At 70.3% G+C, this 12,462-nt stretch carries 15 protein-coding genes; 7 read left to right on the top strand and 8 right to left on the bottom strand.

Annotated features, from left to right (window positions below; all coding sequences use genetic code 11):
• Positions 1-459: 459 nt before the first annotated feature.
• The gene (locus ACIRVH_RS21895) at positions 460-1,110 is read right to left on the bottom strand and encodes a DNA-3-methyladenine glycosylase (RefSeq protein ID WP_393482234.1); all 651 of its coding nucleotides are present in this window, start codon (positions 1,108-1,110) and stop codon (positions 460-462) included.
• A gap of 138 nt (positions 1,111-1,248) precedes the next feature.
• Between ACIRVH_RS21895 and ACIRVH_RS21890 the strand changes: the two genes are divergently transcribed.
• The 3 genes from ACIRVH_RS21890 (at position 1,249) to ACIRVH_RS21880 (ending at position 3,284) form a co-directional block, all read left to right on the top strand.
• Positions 1,249-2,031, top strand: a complete 783-nt coding sequence (locus ACIRVH_RS21890; RefSeq protein ID WP_145874648.1) for a sporulation protein — start codon at positions 1,249-1,251, stop codon at positions 2,029-2,031.
• Between the two features lie 40 nt (positions 2,032-2,071).
• Positions 2,072-2,611: a YbhB/YbcL family Raf kinase inhibitor-like protein gene (locus ACIRVH_RS21885; RefSeq protein WP_403955745.1), complete on the top strand. Its 540-nt coding sequence runs from the start codon at positions 2,072-2,074 to the stop codon at positions 2,609-2,611.
• A gap of 166 nt (positions 2,612-2,777) precedes the next feature.
• Positions 2,778-3,284, top strand: a complete 507-nt coding sequence (locus ACIRVH_RS21880; RefSeq protein WP_403955743.1) for an HNH endonuclease — start codon at positions 2,778-2,780, stop codon at positions 3,282-3,284.
• A gap of 54 nt (positions 3,285-3,338) precedes the next feature.
• On the opposite strand, the gene ACIRVH_RS21875 is transcribed toward ACIRVH_RS21880, so the two are convergent.
• The 3 genes from ACIRVH_RS21875 to ACIRVH_RS21865 all read right to left on the bottom strand — a co-directional run bounded on the left by ACIRVH_RS21875 (position 3,339) and on the right by ACIRVH_RS21865 (position 5,683).
• Complete coding sequence (locus ACIRVH_RS21875) at positions 3,339-4,289, bottom strand: SPFH domain-containing protein (protein WP_403955741.1); 951 nt, start codon at positions 4,287-4,289, stop codon at positions 3,339-3,341.
• A 109-nt stretch (positions 4,290-4,398) separates the two neighbouring features.
• Positions 4,399-4,830: an NfeD family protein gene (locus tag ACIRVH_RS21870; RefSeq protein WP_403955739.1), complete on the bottom strand. Its 432-nt coding sequence runs from the start codon at positions 4,828-4,830 to the stop codon at positions 4,399-4,401.
• A gap of 61 nt (positions 4,831-4,891) precedes the next feature.
• A complete protein-coding gene (locus ACIRVH_RS21865; RefSeq protein WP_403955738.1) occupies positions 4,892-5,683 on the bottom strand; it encodes an ABC transporter ATP-binding protein in 792 nt (263 codons plus the stop codon).
• 151 nt (positions 5,684-5,834) lie between these two features.
• Here ACIRVH_RS21865 and ACIRVH_RS21860 point away from each other — a divergent pair, with 151 nt between their 5' ends.
• Positions 5,835-6,620, top strand: a complete 786-nt coding sequence (locus tag ACIRVH_RS21860) for a hypothetical protein (RefSeq protein WP_403955737.1) — start codon at positions 5,835-5,837, stop codon at positions 6,618-6,620.
• 53 nt (positions 6,621-6,673) lie between these two features.
• Here the strand turns inward: ACIRVH_RS21860 and ACIRVH_RS21855 are convergent, their stop codons facing one another.
• The 4 genes from ACIRVH_RS21855 to ACIRVH_RS21840 all read right to left on the bottom strand — a co-directional run bounded on the left by ACIRVH_RS21855 (position 6,674) and on the right by ACIRVH_RS21840 (position 9,290).
• Positions 6,674-6,913 (bottom strand): chaplin, encoded by a 240-nt coding sequence (locus ACIRVH_RS21855; protein WP_403955736.1) that lies wholly within the window; start codon positions 6,911-6,913, stop codon positions 6,674-6,676.
• Between the two features lie 180 nt (positions 6,914-7,093).
• On the bottom strand, positions 7,094-7,339 hold the full coding sequence (locus ACIRVH_RS21850) for a chaplin (protein WP_393482216.1): 246 nt from the start codon (positions 7,337-7,339) through the stop codon (positions 7,094-7,096).
• A 171-nt stretch (positions 7,340-7,510) separates the two neighbouring features.
• Entirely contained in the window at positions 7,511-8,152 is a 642-nt protein-coding gene (locus ACIRVH_RS21845; protein ID WP_094214635.1) for a response regulator transcription factor, read from the bottom strand.
• On the bottom strand, positions 8,145-9,290 hold the full coding sequence (locus tag ACIRVH_RS21840) for a GAF domain-containing sensor histidine kinase (protein WP_403955733.1): 1,146 nt from the start codon (positions 9,288-9,290) through the stop codon (positions 8,145-8,147). Before ACIRVH_RS21840 ends, ACIRVH_RS21845 begins: the two co-directional genes overlap by 8 nt.
• A gap of 229 nt (positions 9,291-9,519) precedes the next feature.
• Here ACIRVH_RS21840 and ACIRVH_RS21835 point away from each other — a divergent pair, with 229 nt between their 5' ends.
• The 3 genes from ACIRVH_RS21835 (at position 9,520) to ACIRVH_RS21825 (ending at position 12,403) form a co-directional block, all read left to right on the top strand.
• The gene (locus ACIRVH_RS21835) at positions 9,520-10,215 is read left to right on the top strand and encodes an SDR family NAD(P)-dependent oxidoreductase (RefSeq protein ID WP_403955731.1); all 696 of its coding nucleotides are present in this window, start codon (positions 9,520-9,522) and stop codon (positions 10,213-10,215) included.
• A complete protein-coding gene (locus tag ACIRVH_RS21830) occupies positions 10,212-11,360 on the top strand; it encodes an S-adenosylmethionine:tRNA ribosyltransferase-isomerase (protein ID WP_403955730.1) in 1,149 nt (382 codons plus the stop codon). The genes ACIRVH_RS21835 and ACIRVH_RS21830 overlap by 4 nt, the downstream gene beginning before the upstream one ends.
• 299 nt (positions 11,361-11,659) lie before the next feature.
• On the top strand, positions 11,660-12,403 hold the full coding sequence (locus tag ACIRVH_RS21825; protein WP_403955728.1) for a transglycosylase SLT domain-containing protein: 744 nt from the start codon (positions 11,660-11,662) through the stop codon (positions 12,401-12,403).
• Positions 12,404-12,462: the final 59 nt, after the last annotated feature.

Below are 12,462 nucleotides of genomic sequence, written 5' to 3'. Positions count from 1 at the left end.
GCGTTGATTTTTGGCACGCTGTTGAGTTCTCAAGGAACGGTCGCTTCCTTTGTACTCACCCTCTCGGGCTTTCCTCCGGGCTTCCCTTCGGTGTTTCCGACTCTATCAGATCTTTTCTCGATCCGATTTCCTCGGCGCTTTCCAGGTTTCCGCTCTCGCGTTTCCCTTTCCGGCGGTTCCGACTCTATCAGATCCTTTCGGCGTCCGATTCCCGGTCGGCGGGATTGTCTTGGGCCTTTCGGGCTTTCGCTCGTCGGCCTTTCGACATTCACTACGTTAGCCGATTCCCTCGGCGCCTCATAATCGAGTCTCGCGGGTTCGAATTCAGGCACGCGGGCGCGCAGGAATCGACCCCGGTGAGGGGTTGTAGCTAGGTAGTGGGTTGGCCGCTCCGGCTGCAGGCGATCGCCGTACCCGGTTCAGCGGCTCGGGCCACATTACGCACCTCGCAGGGGCGCGTCAACTTGAGCGGCGCCTCGGCGCATGGGCCCGATAGGGGCTCACGGTCGGGTCGTTGGCCACCCAGAAGCGCCAGGGATGGACGTCGCCGTTGCCGCCTTCGCCGGCGACTCCGGTGCGTGGACCGCTGCGCACCTGGTCAGGAGGTACAGGAGTACCGGTCAGCATCCTCAGTGGTGTCTCGCCGGAGGCGCACGCGTCCGTGCCGTCCAGGGCGCGATCGACCTCGAGGGCGGTGGCCAGGCGCGCCGGGCCCTTGGCCAGTTCCTTGTCACTCCGGGCCGAAAGTCGACGTTTGCGAGCCAGCTCGGTGCCCTCGACGACTTCACCGGCTCGGAGCAGTACGGCGCTCGCCCTGCCCTCGGGTCCGCAGACCAGGTTCATGCAGTGCCACATGCCGTAGGTGAAGTAGACGTACACGTGTCCGGGCGGACCGAACATCACTTCGTTGCGGGCGGTGCGGCCACGGTAGGCGTGTGAGCCCGGGTCGTTCGGGCCGTCGTACGCCTCCACCTCCGTGAGGCGCACGGCGATCGGACCGTCGGGGGTCGTGCGCACCAGGATGCGGCCGAGGAGATCGGGGGCGACGTCCAGAACAGGGCGGTCGAAGAACTCTCGGCGCAGTGGCGTACGGTCCGGGGACGCGATCATGCCGTCCGAGCGTAGTCCAGAGGGTTCCGGACCAAGGGGTGGTCAAGGTTCGCTCCCCTTGCCAGGGTGTGGACCCGGAACCGGTCGTGACCGGATCGCGTTTGTACGGGTCGAGGGTCCATTCGTAAAGGGAGAGTCATGGCGTTCAAGAAGCTGCTCGCGAGCCTCGGGGCCGGCGGGGCCTCGGTCGAGACGGTGCTGACCGAGACCAATGCCGTACCGGGCGGCGTGGTCCAGGGCGAGGTGCGGATCCAGGGCGGGTCCGTGAACCAGGACATCGAGGGTCTGTCCGTCGGCCTGCAGGCGCGGGTCGAGGTCGAGAGCGGCGACCAGGAGTACAAGCAGGACATCGAGTTCACCAAGGTGCGGCTCGGCGGTGCCTTCGAGCTGCAGGCGGGGGCCGTGCACGCGGTGCCGTTCGGCCTGGAGATCCCCTGGGAGACGCCGGTCACGATGATCGACGGGCAGGCGCTGCGCGGGATGCACATCGGGGTGACCACCGAGCTGGCGATCGCCCGCGCCGTGGACTCCTCCGACCTGGACCCGATCAACGTGCACCCGCTGCCGGCGCAGAAGGCGATCCTGGACGCCTTCATCCAGCTGGGCTTCCGCTTCAAGAACGCGGACATGGAGCGCGGTCACATCCGGGGTACCCGGCAGCGGCTGCCGTTCTACCAGGAGATCGAGTTCTACCCGCCGTCGCAGTACCGCGGCCTGAACCAGGTCGAGCTGAGCTTCGTGGCCGACGAGCACGCCATGGACGTCGTCCTGGAGATGGACAAGAAGCCGGGTCTGTTCAGCGAGGGCTCGGACACCTTCCGCTCCTTCCAGGTGGGTCTGAACGACTTCCACGGGACCGACTGGGCGGCTTACCTCAACCAGTGGCTGTCCGAGGTCGGCAGCAAGCGCAACTGGTTCTAGGCTCTGACCTACTGAACAAGATCGATCAGGAGGTACCGAGGTGACCGAGCTCAAGCGGCGGCCGCTCCCCCACGACTTCCATCCGCCCGTGCCGTCGTTCACGGTGACGAGTGAGGACATCGAGGAGGGCGCGACGCTGGGGAGCGCTCAGGTCTACGCCGAGGGGAACACCTCGCCGCAGCTGCGGTGGGAGGGCTTCCCCGCGGAGACCAAGAGCTTCGCCGTGACCTGCTACGACCCCGACGCGCCGACCGGCAGCGGGTTCTGGCACTGGGTCCTGTTCGACATCCCCGCCTCGGTGACGGAGCTGCCGGCCGGTGCCGGCGGCGGCAAGTTCGAGGGCCTGCCCGAGGGCGCGGTGCACGTGCGCAACGACTACGGGTCGAAGGACTTCGGCGGTGCCGCTCCGCCGCCCGGGGACGGCCCGCACCGGTACGTCTTCACGGTGTACGCGGTGGACCAGGAGAAGCTCGGCCCGAACGCGGACGTCTCTCCGGCCGTCGTCGGCTTCAATCTGCGTTTCCACGCGCTCGCGCGTGCCCAGCTCATCGGCGAGTACGAGAACGCCGCCCAGGGCTGACGCAGCGCACGATTCAGCCAAGCGTTCATTGAACGTTTGCCCGCCTCCGGTCTTGGAAGTGATCGGAGGCGGGCATTTTTTATTGCGTTGTCCATCTCGGCGCGCCCGTACAGAGTTGATCCAAGCCCGCCGGGGGGTGGGCAGGTGCACACGGGAGGTGGGCTGGATGCGTGACACGTTGGTCCTGAACGCGAGCTTCGAGCCGCTGTCGACGGTGACTCTGAACCGAGCGGTCGTCCTGGTCCTGCAGGACAAGGCCGTCGTCGAGCAGGCCCATCCCGAACTGCGCATGCGCGGTGCCGATGTGGACATACCCGCGCCTCGGGTGATCAGGCTGTGCAGGTACGTACGGGTGCCGTTCCGAAGACAAGCTCCGTGGTCGAGGCGGGGGGTGCTGGTCCGGGACCAGCACCGGTGCGCGTACTGCGGGCGCAGGGCGATGACCGTGGACCATGTGCTGCCGCGGTCGCAGGGTGGGCAGGACACGTGGCTGAACACGGTCGCCGCGTGTGCGGAGGACAATCACCGGAAGGCCAATCGGACTCCGGAGGAGGCCGGGATGGCCTTGCTTCGGGAGCCGTTCGAGCCGACTCCCGCGGATGCGATGCTCTTGGCTCTGGGCCAGGAGGACCTTGCGGCTCTGCCTGACTGGCTGGCTCTGGACGCTGCCTGACCTGGCCCCGCGCCCCTGAAGGGGCGCGGCAGGCACCGGCGTTGTGAAGAACCGTCAGTCGATGCTCGGCTTTTCGCGGCGTTCCGTGCTGGGCCCGTTGTTCTGGGGCGGGACGGAGGCCCCGCCGCCCAGGGAGCCGAAGTTGCCCATGGCGCCGGACAGGCCCTTGAGGGCGTCGCCGATCTCGCTGGGGACGATCCAGAGCTTGTTGGCGTCGCCCTCGGCGATCTTCGGGAGCATCTGCAGGTACTGGTAGCTGAGCAGCTTCTGGTCCGGGTCGCCGGCGTGGATCGCCTCGAAGACCGTACGGACGGCCTGGGCCTCGCCCTCGGCGCGCAGGGCGGCGGCCTTGGCCTCACCCTCGGCGCGCAGGATCTGGGACTGCTTCTCACCCTCGGCGGTGAGGATGGCCGCCTGGCGCGTACCTTCCGCGGTGAGGATCGCCGCGCGCTTGTCACGGTCGGCGCGCATCTGCTTCTCCATCGAGTCCTGGATGGAGGTGGGCGGCTCGATGGCCTTCAGCTCGACGCGGTTGACGCGGATGCCCCACTTGCCGGTGGCTTCGTCGAGGACGCCGCGCAGGGCCGCGTTGATCTCCTCGCGGGAGGTCAGGGTGCGTTCGAGGTCCATGCCACCGATGATGTTGCGGAGCGTGGTGACCGTGAGCTGCTCGATGGCCTGGATGTAGCTGGCGACCTCGTAGGTGGCCGCCCGCGCGTCCGTGACCTGGTAGTAGATGACCGTGTCGATGTTCACGACCAGGTTGTCCTGGGTGATCACCGGCTGGGGCGGGAACGGTACGACCTGTTCGCGCAGGTCGATGCGGTTGCGGATGGTGTCGATGAACGGGACCACGATGTTGAGGCCCGCGTTGAGTGTCCGCGTGTAGCGGCCGAAGCGCTCCACGATTGCAGCGCTGGCCTGTGGGATGACCTGGATCGTCTTGATCAGGGCGATGAAGACCAACACCACCAGAATGATCAGGACGATGATGATCGCGTCCATCGTTCCCCGTACCCTTCTCCGCCTCGGCGCCTTCGGCAGATCTTATGGCTGTTGAAGATCTTGCTGGTCGAGTCTGTCAGACCGTCGCCCAACTCGCAGGGAGGATGGCTCAGATGACGATCGCGGTGGCTCCCTCGATGTCCACGACGTCCACCTCCTGGCCGACTTCGTAGGCACGACCGGTGTCCAGGGCGCGGGCCGACCAGATCTCACCGGCGAGCTTGATGCGGCCGCCGGAGCCGTCGACGCGCTCCAGGACGACGGCCTGCTTGCCTTTCAAGGCGTCGATGCCGGTGGCGAATTGAGGCCGCTGTCTGCTGTGCCGGGCTGCGATGGGGCGGACCACGGCGATGAGGGCGACCGAGACGACGACGAAGGCGAGCACCTGGATCACGACGTCGAAGCCCAGGCCGGCGACGACCGCGGCCGCGACGGCTCCCACCGCGAACATGCCGAACTCCGGCATCGCGGTGACCACGAGCGGGATTCCGAGCGCCGCCGCGCCGACGAGCCACCACACCCATGCGGAGATGTCGTTCACATGGTCATGGTAGGACCGCGTTCGGGCGACGGACAGGGCGCGAACGGGGAGCGGGGCGGCGTCAGGACAGGGGCAGGCCCTGCGCGGTCCAGCGGTCGCCGACCTGCTCGACGACGAGCGGCAGGCCGAAGCAGAGGGAGAGGTTACGGGACGTCAGTTCCAGCTCGATCGGGCCGGCGGCGAGAACCTTGCCCTGACGGATCATCAGGACGTGGGTGAAGCCGGGGGCGATCTCCTCGACGTGGTGGGTGACCATGATCATCGAGGGGGCGATGGGGTCGCGGGCCAGCCGACCCAGGCGGCGGACCAGGTCCTCGCGGCCGCCGAGGTCGAGGCCGGCGGCGGGCTCGTCGAGCAGGAGCAGCTCGGGGTCGGTCATCAGGGCGCGGGCGATCAGGGTGCGCTTGCGCTCGCCCTCGGAGAGGGTGCCGAAGCGGCGCTCGACGTAGTCGCTCATGCCGAGGCGGTCGAGGAAGGCGCGGGCGCGCTGCTCGTCGACCTCGTCGTACTCCTCCTGCCAGTGGGCCGTCATGCCGTACGCGGCCGTCAGCACGGTCTCCAGGACGGTCTGGCGCTTGGGGAGCTTGTCGGCCATGGCGATGCCGGCCACGCCGATGCGCGGGCGCAGGTCGAAGACATCGACCTTGCCGAGGGTGTCGCCGAGGATGGTGGCGGTGCCCTTGCTGGGGTAGAGGTAGCTGGAGGCGACGTTCAGGAGGGTGGTCTTGCCGGCGCCGTTGGGGCCGAGGATGACCCAGCGCTCTCCCTCCTTGACCGACCAGGAGACCTGGTCCACCAGAGCCCGGCCCTCGCGGACCACGGATACGTCCTGAAGCTCCAGAACATCGCTCATGAGCGCGTTGTCTCCCCTTGCAGTGTGCCGGTCTCGGCTGTCGCGTACGCCTGTGGGCTCGGTCCGCCGCGCCGGTGGGCGCAGCCCCCCATGAAATCTACGCCACGAGTGCGCCGCTCCATTCCATCGGTCCGGTCCTTAGGGTGGGGGCATGCTCTCGGAACCGCGTTCAGGACGCCTTGCCGCTTGGGGAAATGCCCTTTTGGCCGGAGATATCTCTCCGGACGACGCCGCACTCGCCATCGTGGGCGAGGACGCGGTGCACCGGGTCCAGGGGCTGCCGGGTGAGCCGGCGCCGGTCGGGCTCACGCTCGCGCTCGGGCGGCTGCGGACGCTGGGGGTGACCGGCCTGCGGGTCGCGCTGCCCGCGCCCGGTCATCCGCTGGGGCTGAGCGGTCCGCCGGAGTTCAATGCGCGGGCGCTGGAGGCCGAGGAGGCGGTGGTCTGCTTCGGCGCCGCGTTCGGGCTGGTTCCGGAGGTGTACGCGGCCGGGCCCGACGGTGATCTGCATATCGAGGTCGCCTGGCATGTGCTGCCGGTGCGGGAGGCGCCGCCCGCCGATGTGCCGTCGCTGGGCGAGGCGGAGCGGGAGCTGGCGGAGGCCCTGCGGGAGGCGACGGAGGTGCTGTCGAAGCTGGATGTCGCCGGGTCGGGTCCGGTGGCGGAGGCGGCGATCGACGCTTACCGGGCGCGGGCCGAGCGGGGGCGGCAGGTGCTGGCGCCCGGCTACCCGCCTCGTGCGGTGCGGGTGCTGGAGCTGGCGCAGCGGGTGGGGATGCTGGTGTCCCTGGCCTACGGCAACGGGCACGGGGGTGCGGTCAGCTCCGCCGAGATGGCGGCGCGGTCCGCGGCGCTGCGGCCGGTCGAGCGGACGGCCCGGCGGGCGCAGGTGGCGGCGTACAACTCCGTCGTGGAGGAGCGGGAGCGCGGTCGCTGAGCCGGCAGGGGCTCCCCGAGGCGGTCGAGGAGCCCTCTCGGCTGCTTGCCGCCTCAGCCGTTGGCCGTCGTGTTGCCGAAGGCCGGGTTCAGGGCGCCGATCACGTTCACGCTGTCGCCGGTCACGTTCACCGGGACGTGGACCGGGGCCTGGACGACGTTGCCCGAAGCGACACCCGGGGAGGTCGTGGCCGCGCCGTTCGCGGTCGAGTCGGCGATGGCGGCTCCGGCGGAGGCGCCTGCGGCGATGCCGGCGACGGTCAGGGCGAGGGCGGCCTTCTTGGCGATGTTCATGGAACGGGTACCTCCTGCGTGTGCGGGTCCGACCCGGCCGTGGGTCGTGCGCTGATCAACGCCGGAGTCCTCGCCGGGGTGCGGGGTGCGCCCGCCGAGCCCCCGTTCAGGCCACTCGGATGAAAACCGGACAGGCCTCCCGGTGGGCCCGGGAGGCCTGAGGTCGTCAGTGGCCGTGCCTCACTGGTTGAGGCCGAGGTTGCCGAAGGCCGGGTTCAGCACGCCGATGACGTTCACGCTGTTGCCGGACACGTTCACCGGGACGTGCACCGGGGCCTGGACGACGTTGCCCGAGCCGACACCCGGAGAGCCGTGGGCGGCACCGCCGGCCCAGGCCCCGTCCGTGGCGGAGGCCATCCCCGCGCCGGCGGCCACCAGACCACCGGCCACCATCGTCACGGCCGCTGCCTTCTTCAGGTTCTTCACTGTCTGAGCCCTCCTTGGCGTTCGCCGCGACGGTTCACCGCGGCACGCACTGGAGAACGGCGGAGATCACCGGAGGATGCGCCATCCGGGTGACATTCCCACGACGGTATGAATCTCAGCCCGGAACGGAACCTTCCGAGTTGCCGTCCGTGAGGCGTTGGGGAGGGCGTTTCAGCCGGTCACGCCATGGCGTACGGCCCACAGGGCGGCCTGGGTGCGATCGGCGAGGTCCAGCTTCATCAGGATGTTGGAGACGTGCGTCTTGACGGTCTTCTCGGACAGCACGAGAGCACGGGCGATCTCCCGGTTGGACCGGCCGTCGGCGATCAGGCCGAGCACCTCGCGCTCCCGTTCGGTGAGCGAGCCCCCTCGTCCCTGTCCCGAGTTGGCCTCCTCCTGGGAGAGCAGGGCACCGGCGACCTCGGGCTGCAGCAGGATGTGCCCCGCGTGCACGGAGCGGATGGCGCCGGCCAGCGCGTCGGGGTCCACGTCCTTGTAGACGTACCCGGCGGCGCCCGCGCGCAGGGCCGGGACGACCGTGCGCTGCTCGGTGAAGCTGGTGACGATCAGCACGCGCGCGGGGTTGTCCAGTTCGCGAAGTCTGCGCAGGGCGTCGATGCCGTCCATGCCCGGCATCTTGACGTCCATGAGGACGACGTCGGGCCGCAGTTCCTCGGCACGGGCGACTCCCTCGGCGCCGTCGGCGGCCTCGCCGACGACCTCGATGTCGTCCTGCACCTCCAGGAACGTGCGCAGGCCCCGGCGGACGACCTGGTGGTCGTCGACCAGCAGCACCTTGATTGCGTCAGCCACCGGGGACCTCCATCTCGATCGTGGTGCCCTTGCCGGGCGCCGATTCCACGGTCAGTGTGCCGCCGACACCGCTCGCCCGGTCCCGCATCGAGACCAGGCCCAGGTGCCGTCCGGCGCTGCGGACCGACCGGGGGTCGAAGCCGCTGCCGTCGTCGCTGACGCGCAGCACGGCTCCGCCGCCGCGCCGGTCCACGCTCACGCCGACGTGCCCGGCGCCGGAGTGCCGCAGGGCGTTGTGCAGGGCTTCCTGGGCGACCCTGAGCAGGGCCTCCTCCTGGGCGGCCGGCAGGGCGCGGAAGCCGTTGCCGGCGAAGGTGACGTGCGCGGTGTGGGCGCGGTCGAGGACCTGTATCTGGGTGCGCAGGGTGGCGATCAGGCCGTCCTCGTCCAGGGCGGCGGGGCGCAGCTCCACCACGGCGGCGCGCAGTTCGTCGACGGCCTCGGCGGCGAGCGCGGCGACCTGGTGCAGCTCGCCCTTGGCGCGGGTGGGGTCGCGGTCGATCAGCGCGGCCGCGGCCTGGGCGGTCAGGCGCAGGGAGAAGAGCTTCTGGCTGACGGCGTCGTGCAGCTCGTGGGCGAGGCGGGAGCGCTCCTCGGCGATGGTCAGCTCGCGGCTGCGCTCGTAGAGGCGGGCGTTGGTGAGGGCGATCGCGGCGTGCTGGGCGAGGATGGCGAGCAGTTCCTCGTCCTCCTCGGTGAAGCCGCAGGTGCCTTCCGGTTTGGGACAGTTCTTGTTGGCCAGGAACAGGGCGCCGATGACCTCGTCGCCGTCCCTGATCGGCAGGCCCAGGAAGTCGGACATCTCCGGGTGGGCGGACGGCCAGCCCTCGAAGCGCGGGTCTTTGCGCACGTCGGCGAGGCGCTCGAACCGGGCCTCCTGCAGCATCGCGGCGAGGATGCCGTGCTGGCGGGGCAGCGGGCCGATCGCCTTCCACTGGGCGTCGCTGACGCCATCGACGACGAACTGGGCGAAGCCGCCGTGGTCGTCGGGGACGCCGAGGGCGGCGTACTGCGCGTCGAGCAGCTCGCGGGCGGAGGCGACGATCGTCTTGAGGACGTCGCGCACCTCCAGATGCCTGCTCATGGCCAGCAGCGCGGAACTCACCGCGGCCAGACCGGACCGGGGGCCTTGACTCATGTCCTCACGGTACCGGCGGGGTGTGACGGTGCGGATCGGACCGGTGACCGCCGGGTCCGGTCCGATGGACCTAGGACCGGTGAGGTAGGTCTCCGGCCCCGCGACGTGCGGCGTACGTCGAAGGACCCCACCGTATTGAGGCCCGCGTCCGAGGCGGCGCGGGGGGTGCCGTTCCTACGTTGTGGTCACCGCTCCGACGAGGGCGGCAAGCGACGAGGGGACGGTTGTCATGCCGGTAGCGATCATCACGGGGGCCTCCAAGGGCCTGGGGCGGGCGCTCGCCGAGGCGCTGGCCGCGCGGGGCTGGGACCTGGTGCTCGACGCCCGTGGCGCGGGGCCCCTGGACGAGGCCGCGGAGGCGGTCGCCGGGCACGGTACGCGGGTGGAGGCGCTGCCCGGGGACGTCACGGACGCGGGGCACCGGGCCGAGCTGGTGGCCGCCGCGCGGAAGCTGGGCGGTGTCGACCTGGTGGTGAGCAACGCCAGCGCGCTGGGTGCCGAGCCACTGGTGCGGCTGGCGGAGCTGCCCCTCACGGGGCTGCGGCGGGCGCTGGAGGTGAACGTGGTGGCGGCGCTGGGCCTGGTCCAGGAGGCGCTGCCGCTGTTGCGGGAGTCGCCGGCGGGCGCGGTCGTCGCGGTCAGCTCGGACGCGGCGGCGGAGGCGTACGAGACGTGGGGCGGCTACGGCGCCTCGAAGGCGGCCCTGGACCAGCTCGCCGCGGTGCTCGGCGCGGAGGAGCCGGGGCTGCGGGTGTGGGCGGTGGATCCCGGGGACATGGCCACGGACCTGTACGCGGCGGCCGTACCGGACGACGACGATCCGCGTCCGGCGCCCGGCAGTGTCGTACCGGCGTTCCTGCGGCTGCTGGACGAGCGGCCGGCGAGCGGGCGGTATGCGGCGCCGGCCCTGGCGGAGGGGCGATGACCATCGCGGTGAAGGTGCCGGAGGAGCTGTCGGCGCGGGTGCCGGCCGAGCAGCGCGGGCCCGGTCTTGACCGGGACGACGTACGGCTGCTGGTGTCGCGCGGCACCGAGGTGACCCACCACGAGTTCGCCGAGCTGCCGCGGCTGCTGCGGGCGGGGGACCTGCTGGTGGTGAACACCTCGCCCACACTGGCCGCCGCGGTGGACGGGCGGATCGGGCACGCGCGCGTGGTGGTGCACTTCTCCACGCGCGGGGACGACGGGCGGTGGGCGGTCGAGCTGCGGGATCCGGACGGGAGGGGTACTACGCGCGCGCGTAAAGAAAACAGGGCGGGAGGGCCCGCGCGGAGAGAGGTGTGGCTGCCGGGCGGGGCCCGGCTGGTGCTGGAGGAGCCGCTGAGCGAGCGGGGTGAGCGACTCTGGTGGGCGCGGGTGTCCGGGGCGGAGGTCCATCGGCTGCTGCGGGAGCACGGGCGGCCCATCCGCTACTCCTATACGGAGCGGGACCAGCCGCTGTCCGTCTATCAGACGGTGTTCGCGCTGCCCTCGCCGGACGGGGCGGGCAGCGCGGAGATGCCGAGTGCGGCGCGGCCCTTCACCGCGCGGCTGGTGGCGGAGCTGGTGAGCCGTGGGGTGCAGTTCGCGCCGATCACTCTGCACACGGGGGTGGCGTCGGCGGAGGCGCACGAGCCGCCGTACCCGGAGCGGTTCGCGGTGCCGGCGGCGTCGGCGCGGCTGATCAACGCCGTGAGGGCGAAGCAAGCAGGGCGCGAGGCGCTTCCTTGGAAGGGTGGTGGTGGGAAACGGCTGGGCGGGCGGGTGATCGCGGTGGGGACGACGGCCGTGCGGGCCGTGGAGTCGGCGACCGGGCCGGACGGGGTGGTGCGGGCGGCCGAGGGGTGGACCGATCTGGTGGTCACGCCCGAGCGGGGGGTACGCGTGGTCGACGGGCTGCTGACCGGGCTGCACGAGCCGGAGGCCTCGCATCTGCTGATGCTGCAGGCGGTCGCGGGGCGGGCCGCGGTCGACCGCGCGTACGAGGAGGCGCTGCGCGGGCTCTACCTGTGGCACGAGTTCGGCGACGTCCACCTCATCCTCCCGCAGGAGACCCCTCACGCAGAGCGTTGCGACGGCAACTCCTGGTGAGACCGTCACGCCTCCGATGTGAGCCCGCGCATAGGGCACACATCACGTACGAACGGACATAGGAGATATAGCCTCCCGGCACGAACGGGGCAGACGTTCCAGTCTGTCCCGTTTTGCCCTTCCCCGATCCACTACCGGGGATCGTACGTCACACCTTTGCCACGGGATTTTGCGGCCGCTAAGAATTGCTCCCGTCGCTCAGCGCTGCGGGGTTCCCCCCGCGGCGTTCGTGCAGGAGGACCGGATTCCTCCGGCGTGACGCAGAGCGACCTCCGCGCTATCCGAAGAGGTCCATCAGCATGCCCAAGAACATCCTCACCCGTGGCCATAGTCGCTCGCTGACCAAGCACCACAAGATCGCGATCGCCGGTGTCGGCGTCCTCGGCGCCGCCGCTCTCGCCTTCTCGGCCGTGCCCAGCAGCGCCGAGACCATCTCCGCCGGTGCCCCGGCCGAGGCGCCGCAGGTGGCCGCCCAGCCGGTCAAGGACGTCAAGGGCACGCTCACCAGCCAGCTCGCCACGGAGACCGTCAAGCTCGACGCCTTCGCCGCCAAGCAGAAGGCCGCGGTCGACGCCGCCGTCAAGGCGAAGGCCGAGACCGCGGCGAAGCAGAAGGCCGCCGCCGAGGCCGTCAAGAAGGCCGCCCAGGAGCGCGCAGCCAAGGAGGCCGCGAGCCGTTCCGCGCAGCGCCCCCAGATCCAGCTGGTCGCCGCGAAGACCTACGCGAACAACCTCGACGGCTGGATCCGCCAGGCCCTGGACATCATGAAGGCCAAGGGCATCCCGGGCAGCTACAACGGCCTGCACAAGAACATCATGCGCGAGTCGTCCGGCAACCCCATGGCCATCAACAACTGGGACATCAACGCGATCAACGGCATCCCGTCGAAGGGCCTGCTGCAGGTCATCCCGCCGACCTTCAACGCGTACCACGTCGGCGGCACCTCGTGGAACATCTACAACCCGGTCGCCAACATCACCGCCGCGGCCAACTACGCGGCCGACAAGTACGGCTCGATCGACAACGTCAACAGCGCGTACTGAGGCAGCGCGGACCTCTGACGACGCAACGCCGAAGGGCGGCACCCTGTGAGGGGGTGCCG

The organism is Streptomyces sp. NPDC101165 (assembly GCF_044768135.1).
In the GTDB taxonomy this organism is placed as follows: Bacteria; Actinomycetota; Actinomycetes; order Streptomycetales; family Streptomycetaceae; genus Streptomyces.
Note: the sequence above shows the minus strand (reverse complement) of the source record. Positions and strands in the feature narration are given on the sequence as shown.